Genomic DNA, 24,968 nt, shown 5'->3' on the forward strand with positions numbered 1-24,968 from the left:
TTCTGCCTCACGTGCTGTCGCCTCACGAAACCGAAAGTCAGCTAGGCGAAAATCAGGTAGAGGGCGTAGGCGGCTGCGGCCGACGGCAGGATGGAGTCGAGTCGGTCCAGGAATCCGCCATGCCCGGGCAGCCACGAACTCATGTCCTTGATGCCGAGGTCTCGCTTGATCAGGGATTCGGCCAGGTCGCCGAAGGTGGCGCTGAGCAGCATGACCGCACCGAAGATCAGGCCGAACCACCAGGGCTGGCCGAGCATGAACACGGACAGCAGCACACCGACACCGAGGCAGGCAATGCCCGCTCCGGCGAACCCCTCCCAGGTCTTCTTCGGGCTGATCGTGGGAACCATGCGGTGCTTGCCGAAGCTCAGGCCGGCGGCGTAGGCCGCCGTGTCGGAGGAGATCACCAGCAAGAGGAAGGCGAGCGTCCACCACTGCCCATCGGGCTGGGCGACCAGGAGTACCGAGAAACTGCCCAGGAACACGACATAGGACTGGATCAGGAAGCCGCCGCCGATGTCACCGAGCACATCCTTCGCCGGAGCGCGGTGGTTCTTCCAGAGCAGGAGGGCGACGCGCCACAGCCCGATCAGTACGATCCCGGCGAGCGTGGCCAACCACTGGCCTGCCGCACCGAGGTAGAACGCGGCTGGAACGACCCCTACGGACGCCAGCACCACCGGGACCCGCGGAACGTTGCGCCCGGCATGACGGAGTGCCTGAGCCAGTTCGAAGGCGGTGAAGCCCACGAATGCGATCGCGCAGACCATGAACAGGTCTTTGATGAAGATCAGGCTGAACAGCATGAAAAGGCCCAGAGCGAGCCCGATCAGGGTGGCCAGGATCAGATTACGCCCGGTGCGCGCCTGGATCCGTTCCTGGGTGGCATCCAGTTGAGCCCGGGTCGCCAGCATCTGACGCTCGAGTTCGACCCGTTTCGACTGCATCTGGGCGCGGAATTCGGCACGGCTGACGCCACGCTCGCGCTTGCCGGGCAGCCCCTGACGTGAATCGCCTGAATCGCCTGAATCGCCTGAATCTTCCGTCATGAGGCTGGCTGGTCCTTAGATCTCGAGGAGTTCGGCTTCTTTGCGCTTGAGTGCGTCGTCGATGGCGTCCACGTGCGCCTTGGTGATGAGCTCGAGTTCCTTTTCAGCGCGTGCCACGTCGTCGTCACCCACTTCGCTCTTCAGGTCTTCGAGCTCGTCCTTGGCCTTGCGGCGCAGGTTACGCACGGACACCTTGGCGTCTTCCGCCTTGGTGCGCACGATCTTGACGTATTCCTTGCGACGGTCGGCCGTGAGCTCCGGCAGGGTCGCACGGATGACGTTGCCGTCGTTGCCGAGGTTGGCGCCCAGGTTCGGGGTGTCGCGGATGGCCTGCTCGATGTCGCGCAGGGCACCCTTGTCGTACGGCCCGATCAGGAGCGTGCGTGCTTCCTGGTTCTGCAGGGAGGCGAGCTGTTCCAGCGGTGTCTGCGTGCCGTAGTAGTTGACCAGGATCTTGGCGAACATCTGCGGGTTCGCTCGTCCGGTTCGCACGGTCGCGAAGTCGTCCTTGGCGGCTTCGACGGCCTTGTTCATGCGGGCGGTGGCGTCGGACAGAACATCCGTGATCACGGTGACTCCTTCTTCGATGGCATTGACAAGCTTAGTTGGAGACGAGGGTTCCCAGATCGGCGCCGAGAATGGCGGCGGTCACGTTGCCGTGCGGGGCCATGCCGAAGACCTGCATCGGCATCCCGTTGTCCATGCACAGGCTGAACGCGGTTGAGTCGACGACCTTCAGGCCGCGCTGCAGGGCGTCCTGATACGTGATGCGGTCGATCTTGTGCGCGTCGGGGTTGGTGCGCGGGTCGTCGGAGTAGACGCCGTCGACGCCGTTCTTGGCGACGAGCACGATTTCAGCGTCGATCTCGAGGGCCCGCTGGGCGGCGACCGTATCGGTCGAGAAGTAGGGCAACCCGGCGCCGGCGCCGAAGATGACGACGCGACCCTTTTCGAGGTGGCGCTCCGCGCGGCGCGGGATGTACGGTTCGGCGACCTGAGTCATGGCTATGGCGGACTGCACTCGCGTCTCCGCGCCGGCCTGCTCGAGGAAGTCCTGCAGGGCGAGGGCGTTCATGACGGTCCCGAGCATGCCCATGTAATCGGCCCGGCCTCGGTCCATGCCGCGCTGGGATAGTTCGGCGCCGCGGAAGAAGTTGCCGCCACCGACGACGATCGCGATCTCGACCTGCTTGGCCGCTTCGGCGATCTCCCGTGCGAGGGCGCTGATCACGTCGGGGTTGACGCCGAGGCTGCCTGCCCCGAACGCTTCACCGGAAAGTTTGAGGAGGACCCTGCGCTTCTTGACCGTGTCTGACATGCTGTGCGCTTCTTCCCGTTGTGCTGGCTCTGCGTTCGGTGTTCTGTGCTTCTTCTAAAGCTACTGCGTGGAGTACTGGGTGCCCACACAGAGAAGGAGACCGGATTGCGACTGCAACCCGATCTCCCTCAGTGAATCAAACGTCCGGTTACGCGCCGACCTTGAATCGGGCGAAGCCCGACACGGTCAGTCCGGCGTCGGCCAGGACCTTGCTGACGGACAGCTTGTTGTCCTTGGCGTAGTCCTGCTCGAGCAATGCGACCTGCTTGAAGTACGCGGTGACGCGACCCTCGACGATCTTGGGCAGCGCCGCTTCCGGCTTGCCCTCGTTCTTCGAGATCTCGGTGACGATCCGGCGTTCGGCCTCAACGGCGTCGGCGGGAACGTCTTCGCGAGCGAGGTACTCGGGGTTCGCGAAGGAGATGTGCTGAGCCACGCTGCGCGCGGTGTCTGCGTCGTCTCCGGTGTAGCCGAGAACAACGCCGACCTGCGGGGGCAGGTCCTTGCTGGTCTTGTGCAGGTAGATCGCGAACTTCTCACCGGTGACGGATGCGACGCGGCGAAGTTCGAACTTCTCGCCGATGATCGCGGCTTCGCCGTCGATGAGCTGGCCGACGGTCTGGGCGTCGACCGGTGCGGCCAGGCCCTCTTCGACCGTGGTGGCGCCGGCAGCGGCGACCGCGTCCAGGACCTTGTCCGCCAGCGCGACGAACTTGTCACCCTTGGCGACGAAGTCGGTCTCGCAGGCGAGCTCGATCAGGGTGGCAGTGTTGCCGATTTCCTTGGCGGCGACGAGTCCCTCGGAAGTGGAACGGTCGGCGCGCTTGGCGTTGCCCTTCGCACCCTTCATCCGGAGGAGTTCGACGGCCTTTTCCATGTCGCCGTCTGCTTCAACGAGGGCGTTCTTGGTGTCGACCATGCCGGTACCGAGACGCTCGCGCAGCGCTTTGACGTCTGCGAGGCTGATGCTTGCCATGCTTAGTCCTTACTTGGTTTCTTCGGCGGGAGCGTCGGCTGCAACCTCGGTTGCGGCTTCGGCTTCTGCTTCTGCAGCGGGGGCTTCGACGGCAACCTCTTCGGTGGCCGGCTCAGCAACGACGGTCTCGGTGGCGACGGTCTCGTCAGCTGCCGGGGTGGTCTCGGCCGGAGCGGCCAGGAGTTCGGCTTCCCACGCGGCGAGAGGCTCGATTTCGGCCTCCGGCTTGGCGTGACGCTGGATGAGGCCCTCGGCTGCGGCGTCCGCGATGATGCGGGTCAGCAGGCCGACGGAGCGGATGGCGTCGTCGTTGCCCGGGATCGGGTACTGGACGTCGTCCGGGTCGCAGTTGGTGTCGAGGATCGCGATGACGGGGATGCCGAGCTTGCGGGCCTCGTCAATGGCGAGGTGCTCCTTGTTGGTGTCCACAACCCACAGCGCCGACGGCGTCTTCGTGAGGTTGCGGATTCCGCCGAGGCTCTTGTGAAGCTTGACGAGCTCGCGCTTCTTGATGAGCATTTCCTTCTTCGTGAAACCGCTCTTGGCGGTGTCCTCGAAGTCGAGCTCTTCGAGCTCTTTCATGCGGGCCAGACGCTTGGAAACGGTCTGGAAGTTGGTGAGGAGGCCACCGAGCCAGCGCTGGTTGACGTAGGGCTGGCCCACGCGGATCGCCTGTTCGGCGATCGATTCCTGCGCCTGCTTCTTCGTTCCGACGAAGAGGATGGTGCCGCCGTGGGCAACCGTCTCCTTGACGAAGTCATAGGCCTTGTCAACGAACCCGAGCGACTGCTGCAGGTCAATGATGTAGATGCCGGAACGCTCGGTGAAGATGAAGCGCTTCATCTTCGGGTTCCAACGGCGGGTCTGGTGCCCGAAGTGCACGCCGCTGTCGAGCAGCTGGCGAATGGTTACGACGGCCATGAGCCGTTCTCCTTGTCCGGCGCGCGCTGCGAAGCAGACGAACGCCAATCGGTTTGTGTCGTGATCGGATGACCACTACTCCTGGTGCCCGGCACAGAACCGCCCAGCTTCTGAAAGAAGCGAGGACCGAGTGGGTCTGGAGGCCGAATGGGCACGCGTAGTCAGCGCACGAAGCGCTGCTTGGAAGAGTTTAGCACCCACGGGAGGTGGCCCGCGCGCGGCGACAGGTGCGGGCATCCCTCCCCAGCCGGGATGAATCCGGCCGCCGCCACGGATGCCTCACGCGTGGGCCATGAATGAAACGAGTGACGCAACGTGGGAGCATGAATCTCTTCCGTCTGTCCATCGCTGCTCTGCTGGTGCTGCCGCTGGTTCTGCTGTCCGTCATGGACCCCGGCGGTGCCGACAGGGTGGCGGGTGCCGACAGGGTGGCGGGTGCCGACAGGGTGGCGGGTGCCGACAGGGTGGCGGGTGCCGATGGCGTGCCCCACACCGGTCCGAGTGCCGGGAAACCCGGCGAACCGGTTGCCCCGGCACTGACTGCACCGGACCTGGCGGGAAGCTGGCTCTGGCCGCTGGCTCCTCCGCATCCGGTGCTGCGGTCCTTCCAGGCGCCGGCCACCGTTTACTCCCCCGGTCACCGAGGCCTGGACCTGGTCGCGGTGCCGGGCCTGGAGGTGCTCTCCCCGGCCGACGGCGTCATCTCCTTCGCCGGCGTGGTGGTCGATCGTCCCGTGCTCTCGATCGAGCACGCCGACGGGCTGGTGTCCAGTTTCGAGCCCGTGTCGGCCGGCGTCGCGGTCGGCGACCGGGTCACGGCCGGGCAACCCGTCGGGCAGGTGGCTGACGGCGGGCACTGCGTCGGGCGGTGCCTGCACTTCGGCGCCCGGCTGCACGGTGGCTACGTCACTCCGCTCTTGTATCTCGTCGGCGTTCCGCGGGCGGTGCTGCTACCGCCACCTCCCTAGGCGACTGCCGTGCCGGGGCGGGCCATGCAGGGCCGGCCGCGCGGGTGTCAGATTCGCGGGTGTCAGGCGCGCGGGTGCGCGGTGCGGTAGCTCTGTTTGAGCCGCTCCGCGGAGACATGAGTGTAGATCTGAGTGGTGCCCAGGCTCGCATGGCCCAGAAGCTCCTGAACGGCGCGTAGATCCGCTCCGCCGTCGAGCAGGTGGGTGGCTGCGGTGTGCCGCAACGCGTGCGGGCCGGCCGGACCGTTGCCCGGAACATCCGCGAGCAGGGTGGCGACCAACCGGTAGACGGCCCGCACCCCGAGGCGCTGACCCCGGGTGCCGAGGAACAGCGCGCGGGTCGGGGGCACCGTGCCGGCATGTGCGGCGAGTGCCGGTCGGCCCCGGTCGAGGTAGCCGAGGATCGCGGTCTGGGCCGGGACGCCGAAGGGAACCACCCGTTCCTTGTCGCCTTTGCCGGTGACCCGCACGGTGAGTCGGTGCAGGTCGATGTCGGCTACATCGAGGCCGATCAGTTCGGAGACCCGCAGCCCCGACGCGTAGAGCAGTTCGACGAGCGCAAGTTCACGCAGAGCGGCTGGGTCCTGGCTCGCTGCGCGCAGCTCGAGGTGGGTGAGCAGCTGCTGCATCTGGGCGTGGTTGATCACTCTCGGGAGCGGGCGGCCGGGCTTCGGTGAACGCAGCCGCACCGCGGGGTCGGCCGCACTGGCGCCCGTGCGGGCCTGCCAGGCCGTGAAACTGCGGGCGGACGCGGATCGCCGCGCGATGGTCGCACGGGCGAGCCCCTGCTGCGTTCCCACCCAGAGCCAGTCCCGGAGCAGTTCCAGGCTCAGTCCATCGGCTGCGACCACGTTGCGACCGGCGGCGAACGCGACCAGGCCGGCGAGATCGGTGCGGTAGGCGCGCACGGTGTGCACAGAGAAGCCCCTCTCCACGGCAAGGTAGACCATGAAGTCGTCGAGCTGCGCCTGCAACGACCCGGGCACCGGTGACGGCACCGGTCACACCTGCCGGGAGAACGCTTCGGTGCGTTCGTCCGGGCTGAGCGCCTCGATGCGGGCCACGAAGGCGGCATCGAAGTGGGTGGCCCCGGGGAAATCGCCCAGAGGCACCAGAGAGTGCACGATCTGGTCCTCGTAGACGTGCACGAGGTTGATGGACTGGCCGCCCTGCACCCCGGTGAGTTCTCGGGTCGGGCCGGTGGGGTCGATCGTGTAGCAGGTGGCCGCGGCAACCGATACGGGGATTCCGGCGAACAGCCCGGTGGTGGCGTGGTGCAGATGGCCGCCCAGAATGGCCCGGATGTCTGTGCCGGCGACCACCTCGGCCAGACGGGCCTGCCCGCGCAGCTCGAGAATGCTCATCAGAGGCAGCAGCGTGGGAAGCGGCGGATGATGCAGAGCGAGCAGGGTGCCGTGCGGAGCCGGGTCGCTGAGCACATCTGCCAGCCAGTCCAGCTGCGCATCCGACAGATCGCCGTGGTGGTATCCGGGCACGCTGGTGTCCAGGGCCACGACGCGCACTCCGTCGAGGTCGACAACCCGGTCGACGGGCTGGGCGGAACCGGTCTCACGCAGAAGCTCGGTGCGGAACGCTTCGCGCTTGTCGTGATTGCCCATCACCCAAATCACCGGTGCACCCAGGCGTTCGGCGGCTGCCTCCACAATGTCCCGAATCCGGCTATAGGCGTCGGCCTCGCCCCGGTCGGCAATGTCCCCGGTGAACAGCAGGGCGTCGGGGCGCAGTCCGGAACGTTCCAGCTGCTCCATGGCCTGGCGGACAGGCCCGTCGGTGTCGACCGTTCCGTAGAGTGCCCGGTTGCCGGCCAGGAAATGGGTGTCGCTGATGTGCGCAATGAGGTGTGAAGCGGGCGGGTACTGGCCCAGTTGCACGGCGGACATGGCTCCCCTTTCGTCGGTGCCGCCAGACTACGGTGTGCCACCGACGTCCGGCGGCATCTGGTGTCGCCCAGTACGGCGCCCGGGTCGAGCCTGTCGAGACCCGGCGACCCGCCCTCCAGAGGCACCCACGACGCCGGTCGAGCCTGTCGAGACCAAGCGACCCGCCCTCCAGAGGCACCCGCGACGGAGGTCGAGCCTGTCGAGACCCGGGGCCAGGGGCCAGGGGCCACACCTGCAGGGCCGCCCGTTTGCTCGGCAGTGCGATCAGGGTTTGTTCCGGGTCGACGTCGACGGGTGGTTTGAGCCAGTAGTCGTTGCCGGTGCGGATGATGCTCCAGTGCTGGTTGTGTAGCAGCAGGTGGTGCGGGTGGCAGAGGAGTATTCCGTCGGCAAGGTCGGTGTAGCCGTTTTTGGCGAGCCATTCGTTGATGTGGTGCGCTTCGGTCCACGCGGGTGATCGATCGCAGTCGACCCACCGGCAGCCCCCGTCGCGGACCCCCATCGCGGCGCGCTGTGCTTCGGTGAAGAGACGTTGGTCACGGCCGACGTTGATGATCTGTCCGGTGTCGTCAACCTGGATGCCGCGGGTTCCGGTGTCGCAGAGCAGCCGGTCGATGGTCTCCTGCGAGATCGGCACGGGGTTGCCCTCGATCTGACCGTGAGCGGCGGCTGCTTCGCGGGTTTCGGCGGCTTCGGCCGTAACCGGTCCGCCCTGGGCCGCCTGGCACGGGGCCGGCTGTCCCGGCTGGCCCGACTTCAGGGCCTTCTCGGTGACGATGACCCGAACCGCGGGGCGGCGGCCGCCGAAGACGCGGCCCTGGTCGGCTTCGCCGGCGATCTTCAGCAGCTGCACGAGGGCGTCGGCGGCGATCTGCTCCGTGGTGCGGGGGTCGTCCTGCACACGTTTGGCCCAGGCGGCTTTGTCTTTGTCGACGAAGCGCACGCCGCCGCGGCGGGGGCTCGTGATCGAGTCGAACGTGGAGAGCACGAACTCGCCGTCTTCCGGGGCGAAGAGCCCGTGCAGGCGCACCTTGCCGTTGCCGAGCCGGTAGACCCGCAGGAACCGGTCGTCGTGGGCCTGCTTCTCCCGGGCGGCGATGCCGGCCTCGTCGAGCTGGTCGCGCAGGCGCCGGGCGAGTTTGAAGACCTGGTCGACATTCAGCGACGCCGCCTCGACAAGGAGCGCCTCGAGGGCGGTGCCGAGCTTGTCGGCGGTGACCGCGGCATCGATCTGGCCGAGGCCGGTACGGATCGACTCGGCCGCATCGACCGAGAGGGTGCCGTCGGTGACGGCTCGGGCGATCGGCGCCTGCCACGGCACCTTCGCGGCGAAAGAAGCGACCGCGGCGGTATCCACATCGGATGATTCCAAAGCAGCCTCGACCAGTTTCTCCGCCGCCCCGGCATCGGCCATCATCGTGCCGACGGCGACGAGTTTGAACGCGTCGTTCTTCGTTGAGCCGGTCATCGTCTGGATGAGTGCCTCGGGCGAGAGGAACCCCTGCTGCGCGGCGAGACCGGAGTGGCCGAGCTCGGGCCGGGAGCGATGGGCGATGGTTGCCGCCATCCAGGCGGAGCGGGTGTCGAGCAGGCGGCGCGCGGCCGCGATCTGCTTCTGACCGGCCAGCACCTCGGCGTCGGGCAGGGCCTCGTAGTCGGCGCAGGAGGAGCCCAGGCGGGCGACGGCATCCGTTGCCGTTCTGAGGTCGTCTGCGGTGGTGGTCATGGTTTGAGAATACCAAAGATAGTACGCGTAGTCGAGAGTTTGTCACATATTTGTGAGCTAGTTTTCGAAGTCGTGTTCTAAATGATCAGGGTCGGCTCGCCGGGTCTCGACAGGCTCGACCACCGGGTCTCGACGAGCTCGACCACCGGGTCTCGACAAGCTCGACCACCGGAAGTGGGGCTCGACCACCGGTCTAGCGTCCGCGCACCCAGCCTGTCTCCTTCTCGAGCACCACCCCCTCGAGGTCGAGGGCGCCGAGCGATCCCTGCACGGCGCTGACCGACAGGCCGGCCCGGCGAGCAATGTCGGGCACGGTGCGCGCGGCCCGCGTGCTCAGGGCGTCGAAAACGCGCACCTGATCACTCGTGCGGGCGTCGAACCCTGACTGGCCGTCGGAGCCTGGCAGATCGAGGGTGAGGCTCAGCATCCGTTCGCCGACGAGTTCGGCCATCTCCTCGGCCGTGGTCACGCACACGGCGTCGTATTCACGGATCAGCCGGTGGCAGCCGGCCGAGGTCGGCGAGGTGACCGGTCCCGGCACTGCGCCCAGCGGGCGTCCGAGCGCCGCCGCGTGTCCGGCTGTGTTGAGCGACCCGGAGCGCCAGCCGGCCTCGAGCACGACGGTAGCCGCGCTGGCGGCGGCGATCAGCCGATTACGTTGAAGAAATCTCCACTTGGTGGGTGCGGCCCCGCAGGGCAGCTCGGACAGGATGGCGCCACTGGTCGCGATGCGACTGAGCAGGGCATCGTGCCCGCTGGGGTAATAGCGGTCCACTCCCCCGGCGAGGAAGGCCACGGTCAGCCCGGAGCTCGCCAGGGCTGCCCGGTGCGCCATTCCGTCGATGCCGTACGCGGCCCCGGAGACGATCAGGAAGCCCCGGTCGACGAGCCCGGCGGATGCTTCCATCGCCACGTGCTCGCCGTAGCCGGTTGCCGCGCGGGCACCGACCAGGGCGATCGAGTTGGATAGCGCGGACAGAGCCGTCGGGACCCCCCTCCACCAGAGCGCGATCGGCGCGTGCAGCCCGAGGTCGTCGACACCCGCGGGCCAGGTCGGGTCGGTGGGCACCAGGAGCCGGGCGGACACCCGGGCCGCCTGCTGCAGGGACCGAATCACCTCAGCCGACGACAGCCGTGGTCGCCACCGCTGCAGTCCCTGCTCGAGCAGGGCCGGAAGGTCGTCGGTCAGCGGCACCCCCGTGGCCGCCACGGCGTGCGCGAGCCGGGCACCCGACCAGACGTCGAGTACGGCCGTGAGCGCCGGCCCGGCCCCCAGGCCCTGCACCAGCAGTCCGGCGGCGGCGTCTCCCGGCTCTGCGATGCCGGTCCAGGCGGCGCGAGCGAACACGTCGGCGGCGGCCGCAGCATCCGTGGCCTCCGTGGATACAGACCCGACGGATGCCCGCACGCCCCCGGTCAAGTCGACCACCGTGGCTTCCTCCAGCCCGAACAGCATCATGACGTCATTCCCTTCCGCAGGTACAGTGCCTGCCCTACCTGTTCGATGCCCGGCCGGGCGACGCCCTCAAGATCGGCAATCGACCACGCCACTCGGAGCACCCGGTCGTAGCCGCGCATGGTGATGCCGCCGCGTTCGAGCGCGCGGTCGAGGGTCGCTGTGGCCGCGCCGCCGAGACGGGCCTTGGATCCGCGCAGCCACGGCCCGGGCACAGCGGAGTTCAGTGTCCACGGGGTGCCGGAGAGACGCTCCGCGGCGGCGGACCGGGCGTCAACCACCCGTTTCCGGGCGACAGCGCTCACCTGGCGAGGTGTCTCGGTGGCCAGGCGCAGCTGGGCCGCGGTGATGCGCTGCACCTTGAGTTGGATGTCGATGCGGTCAAGCAGCGGGCCGGAGATGCGGGCCAGGTACCGTCGCCGGGAACTCGGCGGGCAGGTGCAGTCCAGGTCGGGGGCGCCGTACTGGCCACAGGGGCACGGGTTGGCGGCCATCACAAGTTGAAAGCGGGCTGGGAAATGCGCGACACCGTTGGCGCGGTGGATGCTGATCACCCCCGATTCCAGCGGCTGCCGGAGCGCGTCGAGCACCGCGGAGGCGAATTCGGGGGCCTCGTCGAGGAAGAGTACGCCGTGCGAGGCCCGTGCCGCGGCACCCGGCCGGATCTGGCCGCTGCCACCGCCGACCATGGCCGCCGCTGTGGCCGTGTGATGCGGCGCCTCGAGCGGAGGCCGGGTGATCAGGGTGTGCCCCACGCCCCGGCCGCTGAGCGATCGCATGGAGCTGACCTCGAGGGAGGCCTCGGGGTCGAGGTCGGGCAGCAGCCCCGGCAACCGGGCCGCCAGCATGGTCTTGCCGGCGCCGGGAGGCCCGACCATGAACACATGATGACCGCCGGCCGCGGCGATCTGCAGGGCCAGGATCGCGTCGTCGTTGCCCACGATGTCGGCCAGGTCCGGTTCGGACGTCTCCGCCGCCGCATCGTCGGGCGCCGGGATGGGGTCGACCTGCACGGGTTCGAGGTCGGCCCCGTGCCAGATCGCCGCGTCACGGAGGGAGGCGACGCCGATCACGCGCACCCCCGGCACGAGCGAGGCTTCCTCCACATTGCCGGCCGGGACCATGACGGTCTCGTGCCCCAGCCGGGACGCGGCGATCACCGCCGGCAGCATGCCCGGCGTCGGTCGTAGCCGCCCGTCGAGGGCCAGTTCACCGATGTGCACCACCCGGCCCACGGATGCGGGAGACACCACCTGGTCGGCCCCGAGGCAGGCCAGCGCGATGGCCAGGTCGAAGCCCGACCCGTGCTTGGGCAGCGACGCCGGGGACAGGTTGATGGTGAGCTTGTTGCGGGTGAGCGGGCAGCCGGAGTTCTTCGCTGCTGCACGCACGCGCTCGGTGGCCTCCGACAGGGCCGCATCGGGCAGCCCGATCAGGATGATGCCCGGCAGCTGCCCGGAAATGTCGGCCTCCACCTCGACCAGGGCCCCGGTCAGCCCGACCAGGGCCACCGCATGCGTGCGCGCGAGCCCCATCAGAACACCCCCGTCAGGTGCTCGATCACGGGTTCGGTACCGGGGCGGATGATCACGGCGATCGCGTCGACGCGGATGCGGGGTGGCCGGGCCTCCGCCTGCTCGCACCAGGCGGCCGCGAGGCGACGCAGCCGCGCGAGCTTGGCGACGGTGATGGCTTCGAACGGATGCCCGAACCGGGTTCCGGAGCGCGTCTTCACCTCGACGAAGACGACCTCTCCCCCGATCTCGGCGACCAGGTCGATCTCGCCCTGCGCGCAGCGCCAGTTGCGCTCCACCACCCGGTAGCCGGCGGCGGCGAGGAAGAGCGCGGCGCACTCCTCGCCCTGCCTGCCCAGTTCGTCTTTGCGTGCCACGTGCACCTCCGCACCCCAGCGTGGCGGGCCGGCACCTCCGGCACTCGCGCGGCCGGCAGACTGTGCGCTCACCGCTGCCGCTCCCACTGGGGAGGACCGGCCGCTGGTGCCCACCACTGGCACGAACCGACACCTTTGAGGGGTGGGAGCGGCGGAGCACCCCTCAAAGGTGTCGGTTCGCCGCCGACAGGCGGCGGTTCGCCGCCGACAGGCGGCGAGCCGGCTACAGGCCGAGGGCGGTCAGTTCTGCGTCCATCCGCTCGGCGATGGCGGCATTGCCGGCGTCGTTGGGGTGCAGGCCGTCATCGGCCATCCACTCGGGGTGCCCGTCGAGCCAGTGTGAGGCGCCGGCGATGTAGTCGGCATCGACTTCGAGCGCGGCCGCCCGCACCCATCCGATGATCTGCTCCACGGATTCCGGCCGCTCGTCGGTGTACCAGAACGGTTCCACGGCGATGATGCGTGCCTCGGGAAGTGCCTCCCGGATCCTCTCGAAGTCACGGATGACCGCCGCCTCGATCTCGTCGGCACGGGCCGGCATCGAAAAGTTGTCGTTGAGCCCCATGGTGCTGATCACCACGTCCGGCCGGGCGGCGATCACTTGATCGACGATGTCATCGCCCGACCTGCGGTTGTTCACGAAGCCGAGGCCGTCGCGGCTCGGGTTGACCTCGGTCCAGCCGCGCCCGGACGAGACGATGGTCGACCAGCGCAGTTCCGGCGCCGTCGCCCCCATCCCGCGCGTGTAGGAGTCGCCGTAGAACGCCACCACGATCTCGCCGGGGGCGCGGTTCGCGGCTCCGGGACCGGCCTCGCCCTGGCCGCGGATCAGGACGCCGCCGGCCACAGCGACGACCGCCGCCAGCAACACGGCGGCGGCGATCCAGAGGGCAGGGTGTCGTCGAGGTGTCATGACACTGATTCGGAGGCACGGTTTCCGCGGTTTGGCCGCACGCTCGGTCCCGGCATGCTCAGCGCACCAGCCGGGGCACAGATGCACCGGATGCCGCGTTCCCGGCGTCCGCGAACATGGCATCCGTCTCGCGCAGCACCCGCAGCACGTTGGCACCGGCCAGCGCGGCGAGGTCGGCGGCAGGCCAGCCGCGGCGGGCCAGTTCGCCGAGCAGACCGGGGTAGCCGTCGACGCCCTCGAGTCCGGCGGGAAACTCGTCGGTGCCGTCGAAGTCGCCGCCGAGGCCGATGTGGTCCACGCCGGCGACACGGCGGGCGTGCTCGATGTGATCGGCGACATCCGTCAGCGTCACGACGGGGGCGGGGCCGGCCTGGTCGCCCTCGAACCACACGGAGTAGTCCTCGGACAGGAACTGGGGCACGAAGGTGAGCATGAACACTCCGCCGTTGGCCGCCAGACGCCCCAGTACGTCGTCGGGCACATTGCGCGGGTGGTCACTCAGCGCCAGGCAGCAGCTGTGGCTGAAAATGACGGGCGAGTCGGTCGCGTCGAGCGCCGCGTGCGCTGTGGCCGGGGAGACGTGGGAGAGGTCGACCAGCATGCCCAGCCGGTTCAGTTCGCGCACGTAGTCGACGCCCCTCGCGGTGAGGCCGCCGTGCACGGGTTCGTCGGTGCCCGAATCGGCCCAGGTCGTGTTGTGCACATGGGTGAGGGTGAGGTAGCGCACACCGAGCCGGGCGAACATGCGCAGCACGGCAGGGGAATCGTTGAGGCTGTGCCCGCCCTCGGCGCCCAGCAGCGAGGCGATGCGTCCGGCGGCGCGGGCGGCCTCCACCTCGACGGCGCTCCGCGCGATGGCGAAGTCGTCGGGGTAGCGCGCGGCGAGGCGGTAGACCCAGTCGATCTGCTCGAGTGTGCCCTGCACGGCGTCGGCGCCGACGTGGTCGTCGCTGACGTAGACCGACCAGAACTGCGCCCCGACCCGTCCGGCCCGGAGCCGCTCGATGTCGGTGTCGGAGGCCAGCCCGCCCTCGAGTCCCTCCACGGAGTAATCCCGGGCCTCGCGGCACTCCCACGCCCAGTCGTTGTGGCCGTCGATCAGTGGTGCCAGGGCGAGCGCCTGCTCCACGACGACGGATGCCCGAGCGGATGCCGCGGCGACAGACGCTGCGCCGGATGCCGCGGCGACCGCGGGCCCGGGAGGAACTGGTGTGCTCATGACACCACGCTAGTGCCGGCCGGCACGGGCGGGGGATGGAAGCCGCCTACAGTTGTATCGGCCCGGTCGGGGTCCGGCATATCCCCGACGGCCCGCAACAGACAGCCTGAACCAGTTAGGACCCGCTCTCATGATGGGTGCGCACCATGCCATGACCGGCGCCGCCGCCTGGGTCGCAGTGACGGCGACCGCCGGCCACGGCCTCGGCCTCTTCCCCGTCACGCCAGTGGGCACGATCGCCGGCGCTCTGCTCTGCGCCGGGGCGGCTCTCCTGGCCGACGCCGACCACAACTCAGCCACCATCTCCCAGTCCGTGCCCGTGCTTGGCCGGCTGGTCACCACCGGGATCTCCCGAGCCTCCGGCGGTCACCGGCACGGTCTGCACAGCCTGCTCGGCCTCGCCTCGGCCTGGCTGCTCGCCACCGTGATCGGGCTGGTGCTCTGGGAACCGGTGTGGGCGACGGAGCCGGTGCGCGTGGGCCCGGCCCTGATGAGCGCCGCCGCGATCGCGTTCGCGGCCAAGGTGCTGGGCCTGTCGAACAAGAAGTGGGGGGTGGCGTGGCTGATCGGCTTCGCGGTGGCGGCCTTCATCGCCGTCTTCGCCCCGGAGCAGCAGTCGTGGTTCGTGGTCTGCGTCACGCTGGGCTACGGCGTGCACCTGCTCGGCGACCTGCTCACCACGGGCGGGCTGCCCCTGTTCTGGCCCTGGATCCCGAAACCGCCCCGATGGTGGCGGAAGGTGCCGGTGCTCGACAACCTGTGGTCGTCCGGCGGCTACCTGGCCGTGCCGCTGCTCGGCAGCGCCGGCTCCCTGCGGGAATGGCTGCTGCTCATCCCGGTCAGCGTCTATGCCGGCTACGGCATACTGTTCGCACTGTTGGAGACCTGGGACGTGGACCTGGCATCGGTGCTCGTGGATATCGCGGCGGCGCTGCCGCTGTAGCGCCGCCGGAGTTCGCCCGGCCAGCCGTCGCCCGGCGACCGGCCATCTCCTAGGCTGGAGGCATGGGACTGCGCAATCAGCTGACGGATCTGCAGATGAAGACGATGAGCGTGCTGCACCGCGCGGTGCTGAAGGCCTCCGGCGGGCGCCTGCTGTCTTCGTTCGGATCGATGCCGGCGGTCGAACTGCACACCATCGGCCGGTCCAGCGGCAAGCGCCGCACGACCATGCTCACCGCCCCCGTGCACGGGAACCGGCGCTTCGTTCTGATCGCCTCGAAGGGCGGTGACGACCGCCACCCGCAGTGGTACCTCAACCTGGTTGCGAACCCCGACGTCGAGCTGACCGTGCACGGTGACACCCTGAAGCTCAGGGCGCGCACCGCGACCCCCGAGGAGAAGGCCGAGCTCTGGCCGCAGATCGTGGCTGCCTACCGAGGTTACGACGGGTACCAGCAGAAGACCGGCCGGGACATCCCGGTCGTGATCTGCGAGCCTCGGCCCCGCTGACCCGACCGGGTCAGCGGGGCGTTGTGATCAGACCAGGGTGATCAGACCAGGGCGGCCGGCGTGCTGAGCACCTTCGGGAACACCGGCGGATGCACGCCGGCCATCTTCTCCAGTACCCGGATGACCTGGCAGCTGTAGCCGTATTCGTTGTCGTACCAGACGTACAGCACGGCCTTGTTGTCGGTGCAGATGGTGGCGAGCCCGTCGACGATGCCGGCCCGCTTGGAGCCGAGGAAGTCGCTCGAAACGACCTCGGGCGAGTCGATGTAGTCGATCTGCTTGTGCAGCTCGGAGTGCAGCGACATGGTGCGCAGGTACGTGTTGAGTTCGTCCCGCGTGGTGCCCTGCTCGAGGGTGAGGTTGAGGATCGCCATCGACACGTCGGGCGTGGGCACACGGATGGCGTTGCCGGTGAGTTTGCCCGCCAGCTCCGGCAGCGCCTTGGCCACGGCCTTGGCTGCCCCGGTCTCGGTGAGCACCATGTTCAGGGCGGCGCTGCGGCCGCGGCGGTCCCCCGAGTGGAAGTTGTCGATCAGGTTCTGGTCGTTGGTGAACGAGTGCACCGTCTCCACGTGGCCGTCCCGGATGCCGAAGCGGTCGTTCACGGCCTTGAGCACGGGCGTGATCGCGTTGGTGGTGCAGGATGCCGCCGTGACGATGGTGTCGTCCGGGGTGATGGAGTCGTGGTTGATGCCGTGCACGATGTTCTTCAACGCGCCCTTGCCCGGCGCGGTGAGCAGCACCCGGGCGACCCCCGGGCAGGCCAAGTGCTGGCTCAGTCCCTCGGCGTCGCGCCAGCGTCCCGTGTTGTCCACCACGACGGCGTCGTGGATGCCGTACCGGGTGTAGTCGACCGTGGCCGGGTCGCTGGAGTAGATGACCTGGATCAGCGTGCCGTTGGCGAGGATGGTGTTATTGACCGGGTCCACGGTGATGGTGCCCTCGAAGGGGCCGTGCACCGAGTCGCGGCGCAGCAGGCTCGCCCGTTTGACGAGGTCGTTGTCGGAACCGCGGCGCACCACGACGGCCCGCAGGCGGAGCCCCTGTCCGCCACCGGCGTGGTCGATCAGGATGCGCGCCAGGAGCCGGCCGATCCGTCCGAAACCGTAGAGGACGACATCCGTGCCCGCGGGAACGGAGTCGCCCTGGCGGTCGACCACGTCTGCGAGCTCGGCACGGAGGAATTCCTCCAGGCTTCGTCCGGCACCCTCCAGCTTGTACGCCATGGCGAGGCGGCCGAGGTCGATCGACGCGGTGCCGAGCCGCAGCGTGCTGAGCACCTGGAGCAGCGGCAGGGTCTCCTCGAGCGGCAGTTCCACGTCGTCGATGTGCCGTGCGAAACGGTGCGCTTTGAGCAGACCGATCACCGACTGGTTCACCAGCCCCCGACCATGCACGCTCGTGACGACGTCGTTTTCCCGATACAGCCGACCGATCAGGGGAATCATCGCTTCCGCGAGTGCCTCCCGGTTGATCCACGTGGCCCTGGCGCGATCAGATTCCTGAAGCAAAAGACATACCCTTCGTTCTCGACCGCATCGTTGCGCCGAGTGTGCAGACCCTGCGGCCTGAGTATTCGTTGTGCTACTCGTCGAGCGCGAGTTCCTTCGGGAGTTCGAACTCCTTGGAGGCAAGCTCTTCGACGTTGACGTCCTTGAACGTCAGAACGCGCACCGATTTCACGAACCGGTCGGAACGGTAGACGTCCCAGACCCAGACATCCTTCATGGTCAGTTCGAAGTAGAAGTCGTGCTCCGTGTCACGGCGCACCAGTTCCACCTCGTTCGCGAGATAGAAGCGTCGCTCGGTCTCGACGACGTACTGGAACTGGCCCACGACGTCGCGGTACTCGCGGTACAGGGCCAGCTCGACCTCGCGGTCGTAGTCCTCGAACTCATCTTCTTCCATGGTGTCTCAATCTTACGCTGTGATCTTCAGCCAGGATTTGCGGTGCAGCACGGTGGGGCCGAGCAGGGCAATGGCATCCATGTGCGCGGCGCTGCCGTAGCCCTTGTTGCCGGCCCACTGGTAGCCGGGAGTCACGGCATCCGCCGCGATCATCAGCGCGTCGCGGTGCACCTTGGCGATCACGGATGCCGCCGCCACCGACGCGCAGTCCTGGTCGGCCCGCACCCGGGTCACCACGTTCAGCGGGGTATTGAGCGCCTTGTTCAACCAGTCGTCGTTGCCGTCCAGGAGCACCACGGCGCCGGTCACGTCGACCCCGGCCGCGTGCAGCTGCCCGAGGGCGCGTTTGCCGGCCAGGCCGAGCGCGGCGATGATGCCGAGCTGGTCGACCTCCAGCGCCGAGGCGAGGCCCACTGCGGACTGCAGGGCCCAGTCCGCCGCCAGCGGGGCGAGCAGCTCGCGCCGGGGCTGGCTGAGCATCTTCGAGTCGCGCAGTCCGGCCGGGATGGCGGCAGAGGCGGCGTTCACGACGGCAACCCCCACGCCGACGGGTCCGGCGAGGGCACCGCGGCCCACCTCGTCGCAGCCGATGACGCAGGTTGCCCCGGCGGCCAGCAGGGCCAGTTCGACGTCGAGGGTCGGGTCCACGACCGCCATCTACCTCGTCTCCGTGGGGATGCCCTGGAAGACCTCCGGGTAGTCGTCGAGCCAGGTCCAGCGGGCCATCGGCCAGCTGATCACCATGGCGCGGCCGACGACGTTGTCGACTGGGACGAATCCCCTGCCCGGGGTCTCGGTGTTGTAGCGGGAATCCTTGGAGTTGTACCGGTTGTCACCCATCACCCAGAGCGAGCCCTCCGGAACGACGATGTCGAAGTCATCCTTGGACACGCTCGTTTCGCCGGCGGGGAGCGAGACATAGGGTTCGGCGATCGGAACGTCGTTGACGCTCATCTGGCCGAGCACGTTGCAGCACGTGACGTGGTCGCCGGGCAGCCCGATGACGCGCTTGATGAGGTGGTCGTTGCTGTCGGGCGCGGACAGCCCCACGGCGGACATGACCCAGTCGGCGGCGGCCACGACGGGGTTCTGTTCGAGCGGGACCTGCGGCAGCAGCCATCCGCCCGGATCCCGGAACACGACGACGTCGCCGCGGGTGATCGGGATCAGATCGGGTTCGAGCTGATTCACGATGATGCGGTCATTGACCAGCAGCGTGGTTTCCATCGACCCGGACGGGATATAGAACGAACGGATCAGGAAGGTCTTGATCAGGAACGAGATGAGCAGGGCCACCACGAAGATGACCAGAAGGTCGCGAATGAATCGTGCAACGCCGCGCTTGGTGCGCTTCGTTTCTGTTCCCCGGCGATCGGATCGCAAGGGCAGAGGATTGTCTGTCATTAAACCGCCTGAGCTCCTGACCCAGTGTACGGGTGAGGAGCTCAGGGGGAATCCAGCTAAAGCTGAGAGTCGACTGCGACGGGTATTAGTCGCGCTTCTCTTTGATCTTGGCCTTCTTGCCACGCAGGTTGCGCAGGTAGTACAGCTTCGCGCGACGCACGTCACCACGGGTGATGACCTCGATGTGGTCGATCACCGGGGAGTGCACCGGGAAGGTACGCTCGACGCCGACCTGGAAGCTGACCTTGCGAACGCAGAACGTCTCGCGCACGCCTTCGCCGGAGCGTCCGATGACGACTCCCTGGAAGACCTGCACACGAGAGCGGGCGCCCTCAACGATGTTGACGTGGACCTTGACGGTATCGCCGGCGCGGAAGGCCGGGATGTCCTTGCGGAGGGATGGTGCATCCACCTGGTCGAGAATATGCATATTGGTTCGCTCTCTGTATCCGCCACAGGACGACTACGGCTTATGTTGTCCGACACGCGAGGCGTGCGGAACAGCAAATGAATGAGTGTGTGTCATGCCGATACGGTGCAGCTCCCCTGTGGCAGAGGCTTGCTACGGCACAATCGCCCATTATGTCACGAAAGCGAGCCTGCCTGCAAAAGGTGCACCCAGGGCCGGCGAGAGAACGGAGTGACGCCTCCGGGGCTATCCGGACTGGTCGCCGCCGGTGTTCCGGGTGTTCCGGTCGGGCGGACCGTCATCGTTCAGCGGGCTCTCCCGAACGATGATCACGGAGGGATCCGGTGTGGGGGTGAAGCGGTCGGTCGGCGGGATCGTCGGCGGCACCCCGTTCGGCGAGACGGGACCGCGCGCCGTCTCCTCCACGAGCAGCATCATGGCCCGCATACTGCGGCGGGCGGCGGCGTACAGTTCCCAGATCGAGAACCAGCAGGCGCCGAGCCCGACCAGGATCACGAGTGCGGCCAGTCCCGGCGCGACACCATAGGTGAAGCCCATGGCGATGATGAGACCGTGCCAGAGGGTGAGGACGCCCACGTCCGGCCACGACACCATCCGGGCGCTGCGCACCTCGGAGCGGGCGAAGAAGATCAGGCTCACGGCCAGCAGGCCGACCCCGACCACAAGGCCGGTGAAGAAGCTGCCGACCACGTCCCAGCCGCCGCTCCCGTAGACGGAGGCACCGATCAGAAGCCACGCCGGAAGAACGACGACGGCGATGAACTGCCAGTAGTAGAAGACCCTGCGTACGAACACGGGATCAGACTACCCGGCCAGTCCGGGCGGGACCGCTCAGTTCGCTGGCGGCAGAAGGTCCGGGCGCACCCGGGCCGTGCGCTCGAGCTGCTGCTCGCGCCGCCACGCGGCTATTGCGCCGTGGTTTCCGCTCAGGAGCACCGGGGGAACGTCGAGTCCGCGCCAGGCCGAGGGTTTCGTGTAGCTCGGGTATTCGAGCAGGCCGTCCTCGTGGGATTCTTCGACGAGACTCTCCGGGTTGCCGACGACGCCCGGGATCAGCCGGCCGACGGCCTCGATCATGGCCATCACCGCCACCTCTCCCCCGTTCAGCACATAGTCGCCGAGGCTGACGAGCCGCACCCGACCCTCCACGGCGAAGTGGTCGAAGACCCGCTGGTCGATGCCCTCGTACCGGCCGCACCCGAAGATCAGGTTCGACTCCCCGGCCAGTTCGCGGGCCATGGCCTGGGTGAACAACTCACCGGCGGGAGACGGGAAGATCAGGAGCGGAGCGGCATCCGTTGCCGCCGGTACGTCTTGCACGTCGGAGAGGATGGCGTCGATCGCGTCACCCCACGGTTCCGGCTTCATCACCATGCCGGCGCCGCCGCCGTACGGCGTGTCGTCGACGGAGTGGTGCCGGTCGTGCGTGTGGTCGCGCAGATTGTGCACCCGCAGATCGATCAGGCCCGACTGACGGGCCTTGCCGACCAGGGAGACGTCGAGGACGGAGAAGAACTCCGGAAAGATCGTGATGATGTCAATGCGCACGGGAGAAGTCTACGAGCGAATGAGCGTGGGCTCGGCGGGCGCAGCGTCGGCGGCGGCACCGACCTCGGCGACCTCGGCGGCGGTCCTGGCCCGGTTCACCCTGGTGCGGTGCGAGAAGTAGATCGGCAGCGCGGTGAACAGGACGGCACCGAGGAAGTTGCCGAAGAGCACGGGCGCCTGGTTCCAGACCCACCACTGACCGATCGTGATATCCGCGCCGAGCATGATCCCGGCCGGGATGGCGAACATGTTCACGATCGCGTGCTCGAGCCCGAGGCTGAAGAACGTGGTGACCGGCAGCCACATGGCGAGGATCTTGCCGCCCGTCGACTTCGACGTGTAGAACATGATCGTGCCGATCGCGACCATCCAGTTGCAGAGCATGGCCTTGATGATCGCGACCAGGATGCCTCCGGCACCCACGGCCTCATAGGGCAGCACCTTGTGCTCGGCGAGGTGGATGATGGCCTGGATCATCGGGTCGGAGGTGTCCGTGCCCAGATAGGTGATCGACGCGGTGTAGAGGAAGGCGTAGAGTCCGGCCCCGACGAGGTGGGCGACGATGACCACGAAAAAGTTCGTCAGCCCCCGGGCGATCGTCGTGCGCCCCTCCATGATCGCGAGCGGGATAAGGGCAAAGCTTCCGGTGACCAGTTCGAGACCCAGCAGGAGGATCATCGCGAAGCCGACCGGGAAGAGCACAGCCCCGACGATCGGCAGCCCGGTCTGGGCGGCGGCGGTTAATGCGACGGTCGTGGCCGCTCCGAGGATGGCCCCGGCGAGCACACCCCGTACCGCCATTTGGCCGATGGTCAGCCTCGTCTTGAGAACACCGGAGTGAATAATGTCATCAATGAGTTGATTCGGTTTAACGTACGACATGCGACGGTGCTCCTAGAAAAAAGGGTGCCGCGTCGTGACGAGGAGGGGAGCCGGTCGGGCGCGGCGCGCCTCTCCCCAAGGGTGGGTCAGCTCCGGCCGGGGACTCCGTCGATCTCGGCCTCGGGTTCTGATTCAGTTTCGGGGGCAGCCGGGGCTGCGGTGGTGTCGGCGTCGTTCCCGACGCTCTCGTCATCGTCGTCCGGTTCCTCCGGGAGCTCTTCGAGCAGTCCGGGAGGCGGGGTGATGGTGACGATGCCGGTCGTGATGTCGACGGACGGCACGATGGCCTTCACGAACGGGATCATCACTTCGCCGGCCGGGGTCTTCACGATCAGCAGGTCTTGCGCGGGGAGATGCTCCAGCCGGGCGATAGTGCCGATCTTCTCACCGTCGCGAACGACCGCAAGGCCGATCAGCTGGTGGTCGTACCAGGCGTCTTCTTCGCCGGACTGTTCCGCATCGTCCTGGTCGATCCAGAGGATCGCCTTGGCGAGGACCTCGGCCGCTTCGCGGTCCGGGACATCCTTGAAGAAGCCCACCGCGTGCTGGTTGTACCAGCGGAGCTCGACGAGCTCGATTTTCTTGCCGTGCCACGGGGAACCCGTGGGTACCTGCAGGGTGAACACGGCGCCCGGGACGAAACGTCGTCCCGGGTCATCCGTGAACAATTCCAGCTTGATCGCTCCCTTGAGGCCGTGCGCCTTCGTCAGGCGCCCAACCCTCAACTGGCTGCGCGGGCTAGTGCCGTCGTTCACCGAACTCATATCCAACTACTCATTTACCAGTTCAGAAATCGGTGTCGACGACGTCAACACGCACGCGCCGACCATCGGCCAGCGCAGCCACGAGGGTGCGCAGGGCCTTGGCGGTGCGCCCGGAACGGCCGATCACGCGGCCGAGGTCTTCGGGATTCACGCGAACCTCGAGCACCTCGCCCCGGGGGGACGTCTGGGCGACAACATGCACATCGTCGGGGTGATCAACGATCCCCTTGACGAGGTGCTCAAGCGCGGGAGCGAGCAAAATTACGCCTTGTCCTCTTCGGTTGCCTCTGCGGCAGCCTCGGACTCCTTGGGTGCCTCTTCCTTGGCCACGGGCTTGTCAGCCTTCGGCTTCAGAACCGGCTTCTTCTTCTCGTCGGCAACGAAAGGAGCCTTCGGCTCCTTGAACTTCACCGTGGAGACGGCGTTCTTGTCACCCTTGAAGATGCCCCAGTCGCCGGTCAGCTTGAGGAGAGCCTCAACCTGCTCGGTCGGCTGTGCGCCAACGCCCAGCCAGTAGAGCGCACGCTCGGACTTGACCTCGATGACGGAGGGCTCCTGCGTGGGGTGGTAGATGCCGATCTCTTCGATGACACGACCGTCGCGCTTGGTGCGCGAGTCGGCAACGACGATGCGGTAGTACGGTGCACGGATCTTACCCATGCGCTTCAAACGAATTTTGACAGCCACAATTCTCCTGTGTATTTGATTTTTGGCGAACTGAGGGCCGTGAGCGTGGGGGCACACTCGGCACAAGCTCAATAAGGTTTTTTCCTGCGCCTGAGTAGAGGGTCGGACGCAAGAGAACTCGACTAATCATTCTGTCAGACATCGACGACTTTGTGATAATCGACCGCCTGCAGCGAGGCCGGGCGAATACCGCCCCGGTATCGGCCAGGCCGGGCCCGGCGTGCAGGCTGTGGCGCCGGTGAGTGAATCGGTGTCAGGATTGTCACAAAACCACACCCGAACGGGTGCACCAGGATCGGAAGGACCGCGCGTGGGGATCGAATTTGCCCGGTCAGAACGGTCAACCATTGGCATCGAGTGGGAGCTCGCCCTCGTGGACCGCGAATCGGGAGACCTGGTCTGCCTGGCCGACGAGGTACTGACGGCGCTGGCCGGAGCCGACGGCACGCCGCATCCGCACATCACCGGGGAATTGCTTCTGAACACCGTCGAACTTGTTTCGGGCGTGCATCACACCGTCGCGGGCGCCGTCGCGGATGTCGCGGCCCAGGTTGACGAGGTACGGGCGATCACCGATCCCCGGGGCGTCGAACTCATCTGCAGCGGCTCGCATCCGTTCAGCCAGTGGTTCGATCAGGAGGTCACGGACAAGGCGCGCTACCACCGTCTGATCGACCGGACCCAGTGGTGGGGGCGCAACATGATGATCTGGGGCATCCACGTTCACGTCGGGATCGAGGACAAGGCCAAAGTCATCCCGATCCTGAACGGTCTGCTCGGCTACCTGCCGCACCTGCAGGCGTTGTCGGCGTCCAGCCCGTTCTGGGCAGGCGTGAACACGGGCTACGCGTCCAACCGGGCCCTGATGTTCCAGCAACTGCCCACAGCCGGTCTCCCGTGGATCCTCGAGGATTGGGAGGCTTGGGAGCGCTATGTGGCCGATATGGAGGCCACGGGCGTGATCGACGACGTGACCGAGGTGCGCTGGGACATCCGCCCGTCTCCGCGGTGGGGAACCATCGAGGTGCGCGCCTGCGACGGCGTGTCCACGACGGAGGAGCTCGGGGCGATCGCCGCGTTCATCCAGTGCCTGGTCGACTGGATGAGCGAGCGGCTCGACGCCGGCGAGACGGTGGCGTCGATGCAACCGTGGTTCGTGCGAGAGAACAAATGGCGTGCGGCCCGCTATGGCCTGGACGCCGAGATCATCACGGATGCCACGGGCGCCCAGAGCCCGGTGAAGGACGATGTGCACCGCCTGATCGGGGTTCTCTCCCCCGTTGCCGACCGGCTGGGCTGCTCGAACGAATTGCGCAGCCTCGACCGGATCATCACCGAAGGCGCCAGCTATCAGCGGCAGCTCCGGGTCGCCGAGGCCAACGGAGGCAGTCTGCCGGCCGTCGTGGCGTCCCTGAGCCGCGAACTGCGCACGGGAATCCCCGCCATCCTCTGAGCGGCCTGCCCGGCGGCAACTGTTGCCGTGTCGGACAACTGTTGCCCGCGCACCGGCAACAGTGGTCCGCGTCGGGAACAGTCAGCTCCCGCAGAGCCTCGG

The 24,968-nt window shown here is 67.6% G+C and carries 27 protein-coding genes and 1 pseudogene; 4 read left to right on the forward strand and 24 right to left on the reverse strand.

Features of this window, described 5'->3' with window-relative positions:
* Nucleotides 1-41 precede the first annotated feature (41 nt).
* The 5 genes from AC0J5J_RS04740 to rpsB all read right to left on the reverse strand — a co-directional run bounded on the left by AC0J5J_RS04740 (nucleotide 42) and on the right by rpsB (nucleotide 4,264).
* Nucleotides 42-1,049, reverse strand: a complete 1,008-nt coding sequence (locus tag AC0J5J_RS04740) for a phosphatidate cytidylyltransferase (RefSeq protein WP_241972823.1) — start codon at nucleotides 1,047-1,049, stop codon at nucleotides 42-44.
* Between the two features lie 15 nt (nucleotides 1,050-1,064).
* Nucleotides 1,065-1,619 carry a ribosome recycling factor gene (frr, locus tag AC0J5J_RS04745; protein ID WP_134425442.1) on the reverse strand — a complete coding sequence of 185 codons (555 nt, stop codon included), beginning with the start codon at nucleotides 1,617-1,619 and terminating at the stop codon, nucleotides 1,065-1,067.
* 31 nt (nucleotides 1,620-1,650) lie between these two features.
* Nucleotides 1,651-2,367, reverse strand: coding sequence for a UMP kinase (gene pyrH, locus AC0J5J_RS04750; protein WP_134425443.1), 717 nt, complete (start codon nucleotides 2,365-2,367; stop codon nucleotides 1,651-1,653).
* Nucleotides 2,368-2,515: 148 nt separating this feature from the next.
* Nucleotides 2,516-3,343: a translation elongation factor Ts gene (tsf, locus tag AC0J5J_RS04755; RefSeq protein ID WP_134425444.1), complete on the reverse strand. Its 828-nt coding sequence runs from the start codon at nucleotides 3,341-3,343 to the stop codon at nucleotides 2,516-2,518.
* A gap of 9 nt (nucleotides 3,344-3,352) precedes the next feature.
* Nucleotides 3,353-4,264, reverse strand: coding sequence for a 30S ribosomal protein S2 (gene rpsB / locus AC0J5J_RS04760; RefSeq protein ID WP_134425445.1), 912 nt, complete (start codon nucleotides 4,262-4,264; stop codon nucleotides 3,353-3,355).
* A gap of 323 nt (nucleotides 4,265-4,587) precedes the next feature.
* On the opposite strand from rpsB, the gene AC0J5J_RS04765 reads away from it, so the two are divergent.
* Complete coding sequence (locus AC0J5J_RS04765) at nucleotides 4,588-5,232, forward strand: M23 family metallopeptidase (RefSeq protein ID WP_474899760.1); 645 nt, start codon at nucleotides 4,588-4,590, stop codon at nucleotides 5,230-5,232.
* Nucleotides 5,233-5,294: 62 nt separating this feature from the next.
* On the opposite strand, the gene AC0J5J_RS04770 is transcribed toward AC0J5J_RS04765, so the two are convergent.
* The 8 genes and pseudogenes from AC0J5J_RS04770 to AC0J5J_RS04805 all read right to left on the reverse strand — a co-directional run bounded on the left by AC0J5J_RS04770 (nucleotide 5,295) and on the right by AC0J5J_RS04805 (nucleotide 14,338).
* Entirely contained in the window at nucleotides 5,295-6,230 is a 936-nt protein-coding gene (locus AC0J5J_RS04770) for a tyrosine recombinase XerC (protein ID WP_474899762.1), read from the reverse strand.
* A gap of 3 nt (nucleotides 6,231-6,233) precedes the next feature.
* Entirely contained in the window at nucleotides 6,234-7,133 is a 900-nt protein-coding gene (locus AC0J5J_RS04775; RefSeq protein ID WP_474899764.1) for a metallophosphoesterase, read from the reverse strand.
* A 499-nt stretch (nucleotides 7,134-7,632) separates the two neighbouring features.
* Nucleotides 7,633-8,859: pseudogene (locus tag AC0J5J_RS04780) on the reverse strand (DUF222 domain-containing protein); the annotation flags it as partial.
* A 193-nt stretch (nucleotides 8,860-9,052) separates the two neighbouring features.
* Nucleotides 9,053-10,318: a DNA-processing protein DprA gene (gene dprA, locus AC0J5J_RS04785; protein WP_474899765.1), complete on the reverse strand. Its 1,266-nt coding sequence runs from the start codon at nucleotides 10,316-10,318 to the stop codon at nucleotides 9,053-9,055.
* The gene (locus tag AC0J5J_RS04790) at nucleotides 10,315-11,850 is read right to left on the reverse strand and encodes a YifB family Mg chelatase-like AAA ATPase (protein WP_474899766.1); all 1,536 of its coding nucleotides are present in this window, start codon (nucleotides 11,848-11,850) and stop codon (nucleotides 10,315-10,317) included. Before AC0J5J_RS04790 ends, dprA begins: the two co-directional genes overlap by 4 nt.
* Nucleotides 11,850-12,206, reverse strand: a complete 357-nt coding sequence (locus tag AC0J5J_RS04795) for a YraN family protein (protein ID WP_474900191.1) — start codon at nucleotides 12,204-12,206, stop codon at nucleotides 11,850-11,852. Before AC0J5J_RS04795 ends, AC0J5J_RS04790 begins: the two co-directional genes overlap by 1 nt.
* Before the next feature lie 223 nt (nucleotides 12,207-12,429).
* Complete coding sequence (locus AC0J5J_RS04800; RefSeq protein ID WP_474899768.1) at nucleotides 12,430-13,119, reverse strand: SGNH/GDSL hydrolase family protein; 690 nt, start codon at nucleotides 13,117-13,119, stop codon at nucleotides 12,430-12,432.
* Between the two features lie 58 nt (nucleotides 13,120-13,177).
* Nucleotides 13,178-14,338 (reverse strand): dipeptidase, encoded by a 1,161-nt coding sequence (locus AC0J5J_RS04805; RefSeq protein ID WP_474899770.1) that lies wholly within the window; start codon nucleotides 14,336-14,338, stop codon nucleotides 13,178-13,180.
* Nucleotides 14,339-14,468: 130 nt separating this feature from the next.
* On the opposite strand from AC0J5J_RS04805, the gene AC0J5J_RS04810 reads away from it, so the two are divergent.
* Together AC0J5J_RS04810 and AC0J5J_RS04815 are read left to right on the forward strand one after the other, a co-directional pair.
* A complete protein-coding gene (locus AC0J5J_RS04810; protein ID WP_474899771.1) occupies nucleotides 14,469-15,281 on the forward strand; it encodes a metal-dependent hydrolase in 813 nt (270 codons plus the stop codon).
* A 62-nt stretch (nucleotides 15,282-15,343) separates the two neighbouring features.
* Nucleotides 15,344-15,790 carry a nitroreductase family deazaflavin-dependent oxidoreductase gene (locus AC0J5J_RS04815; protein WP_134425453.1) on the forward strand — a complete coding sequence of 149 codons (447 nt, stop codon included), beginning with the start codon at nucleotides 15,344-15,346 and terminating at the stop codon, nucleotides 15,788-15,790.
* Between the two features lie 41 nt (nucleotides 15,791-15,831).
* On the opposite strand, the gene AC0J5J_RS04820 is transcribed toward AC0J5J_RS04815, so the two are convergent.
* The 11 genes from AC0J5J_RS04820 to rpsP form a co-directional block, all read right to left on the reverse strand.
* Nucleotides 15,832-17,301, reverse strand: coding sequence for a glyceraldehyde-3-phosphate dehydrogenase (locus tag AC0J5J_RS04820; RefSeq protein ID WP_474899773.1), 1,470 nt, complete (start codon nucleotides 17,299-17,301; stop codon nucleotides 15,832-15,834).
* 73 nt (nucleotides 17,302-17,374) lie between these two features.
* Entirely contained in the window at nucleotides 17,375-17,698 is a 324-nt protein-coding gene (locus tag AC0J5J_RS04825; RefSeq protein WP_066596196.1) for a DUF2469 family protein, read from the reverse strand.
* A gap of 12 nt (nucleotides 17,699-17,710) precedes the next feature.
* On the reverse strand, nucleotides 17,711-18,355 hold the full coding sequence (locus tag AC0J5J_RS04830) for a ribonuclease HII (RefSeq protein ID WP_474899775.1): 645 nt from the start codon (nucleotides 18,353-18,355) through the stop codon (nucleotides 17,711-17,713).
* A complete protein-coding gene (gene lepB / locus AC0J5J_RS04835; RefSeq protein WP_134425456.1) occupies nucleotides 18,356-19,102 on the reverse strand; it encodes a signal peptidase I in 747 nt (248 codons plus the stop codon).
* Between the two features lie 85 nt (nucleotides 19,103-19,187).
* Entirely contained in the window at nucleotides 19,188-19,532 is a 345-nt protein-coding gene (gene rplS / locus AC0J5J_RS04840) for a 50S ribosomal protein L19 (RefSeq protein ID WP_134368536.1), read from the reverse strand.
* Between the two features lie 225 nt (nucleotides 19,533-19,757).
* Entirely contained in the window at nucleotides 19,758-20,327 is a 570-nt protein-coding gene (locus AC0J5J_RS04845; protein ID WP_474899777.1) for an MFS transporter, read from the reverse strand.
* A 36-nt stretch (nucleotides 20,328-20,363) separates the two neighbouring features.
* Entirely contained in the window at nucleotides 20,364-21,080 is a 717-nt protein-coding gene (trmD, locus tag AC0J5J_RS04850) for a tRNA (guanosine(37)-N1)-methyltransferase TrmD (protein WP_134425458.1), read from the reverse strand.
* A gap of 9 nt (nucleotides 21,081-21,089) precedes the next feature.
* Complete coding sequence (locus AC0J5J_RS04855) at nucleotides 21,090-21,962, reverse strand: formate/nitrite transporter family protein (RefSeq protein WP_134425459.1); 873 nt, start codon at nucleotides 21,960-21,962, stop codon at nucleotides 21,090-21,092.
* Between the two features lie 86 nt (nucleotides 21,963-22,048).
* On the reverse strand, nucleotides 22,049-22,726 hold the full coding sequence (rimM, locus tag AC0J5J_RS04860; RefSeq protein WP_474899779.1) for a ribosome maturation factor RimM: 678 nt from the start codon (nucleotides 22,724-22,726) through the stop codon (nucleotides 22,049-22,051).
* A gap of 22 nt (nucleotides 22,727-22,748) precedes the next feature.
* Nucleotides 22,749-22,985 (reverse strand): RNA-binding protein, encoded by a 237-nt coding sequence (locus tag AC0J5J_RS04865; RefSeq protein ID WP_134425461.1) that lies wholly within the window; start codon nucleotides 22,983-22,985, stop codon nucleotides 22,749-22,751.
* 2 nt (nucleotides 22,986-22,987) lie between these two features.
* Nucleotides 22,988-23,413, reverse strand: a complete 426-nt coding sequence (rpsP, locus tag AC0J5J_RS04870) for a 30S ribosomal protein S16 (RefSeq protein ID WP_134425462.1) — start codon at nucleotides 23,411-23,413, stop codon at nucleotides 22,988-22,990.
* A 310-nt stretch (nucleotides 23,414-23,723) separates the two neighbouring features.
* On the opposite strand from rpsP, the gene AC0J5J_RS04875 reads away from it, so the two are divergent.
* Entirely contained in the window at nucleotides 23,724-24,866 is a 1,143-nt protein-coding gene (locus tag AC0J5J_RS04875; protein ID WP_474899781.1) for a glutamate--cysteine ligase, read from the forward strand.
* The last annotated feature ends 102 nt before the right edge of the window (nucleotides 24,867-24,968 follow it).

This window comes from Cryobacterium sp. TS_SC_7, assembly GCF_056156285.1.

Coding starts and splice junctions, on each gene's coding strand:
- AC0J5J_RS04740 (WP_241972823.1), bottom strand. CDS start 1,049: ATGACGGAAGATTCAGGCGATTCAGGCGATTCAGGCGATTCACGTCAG.
- pyrH (WP_134425443.1), bottom strand. CDS start 2,367: ATGTCAGACACGGTCAAGAAGCGCAGGGTCCTCCTCAAACTTTCCGGT.
- tsf (WP_134425444.1), bottom strand. CDS start 3,343: ATGGCAAGCATCAGCCTCGCAGACGTCAAAGCGCTGCGCGAGCGTCTC.
- rpsB (WP_134425445.1), bottom strand. CDS start 4,264: ATGGCCGTCGTAACCATTCGCCAGCTGCTCGACAGCGGCGTGCACTTC.
- AC0J5J_RS04765 (WP_474899760.1), top strand. CDS start 4,588: ATGAATCTCTTCCGTCTGTCCATCGCTGCTCTGCTGGTGCTGCCGCTG.
- AC0J5J_RS04775 (WP_474899764.1), bottom strand. CDS start 7,133: ATGTCCGCCGTGCAACTGGGCCAGTACCCGCCCGCTTCACACCTCATT.
- dprA (WP_474899765.1), bottom strand. CDS start 10,318: ATGATGCTGTTCGGGCTGGAGGAAGCCACGGTGGTCGACTTGACCGGG.
- AC0J5J_RS04790 (WP_474899766.1), bottom strand. CDS start 11,850: ATGGGGCTCGCGCGCACGCATGCGGTGGCCCTGGTCGGGCTGACCGGG.
- AC0J5J_RS04800 (WP_474899768.1), bottom strand. CDS start 13,119: ATGACACCTCGACGACACCCTGCCCTCTGGATCGCCGCCGCCGTGTTG.
- AC0J5J_RS04805 (WP_474899770.1), bottom strand. CDS start 14,338: ATGAGCACACCAGTTCCTCCCGGGCCCGCGGTCGCCGCGGCATCCGGC.
- AC0J5J_RS04810 (WP_474899771.1), top strand. CDS start 14,469: ATGATGGGTGCGCACCATGCCATGACCGGCGCCGCCGCCTGGGTCGCA.
- AC0J5J_RS04815 (WP_134425453.1), top strand. CDS start 15,344: ATGGGACTGCGCAATCAGCTGACGGATCTGCAGATGAAGACGATGAGC.
- AC0J5J_RS04825 (WP_066596196.1), bottom strand. CDS start 17,698: ATGGAAGAAGATGAGTTCGAGGACTACGACCGCGAGGTCGAGCTGGCC.
- AC0J5J_RS04830 (WP_474899775.1), bottom strand. CDS start 18,355: ATGGCGGTCGTGGACCCGACCCTCGACGTCGAACTGGCCCTGCTGGCC.
- lepB (WP_134425456.1), bottom strand. CDS start 19,102: ATGACAGACAATCCTCTGCCCTTGCGATCCGATCGCCGGGGAACAGAA.
- rplS (WP_134368536.1), bottom strand. CDS start 19,532: ATGCATATTCTCGACCAGGTGGATGCACCATCCCTCCGCAAGGACATC.
- AC0J5J_RS04855 (WP_134425459.1), bottom strand. CDS start 21,962: ATGTCGTACGTTAAACCGAATCAACTCATTGATGACATTATTCACTCC.
- rimM (WP_474899779.1), bottom strand. CDS start 22,726: ATGAGTTCGGTGAACGACGGCACTAGCCCGCGCAGCCAGTTGAGGGTT.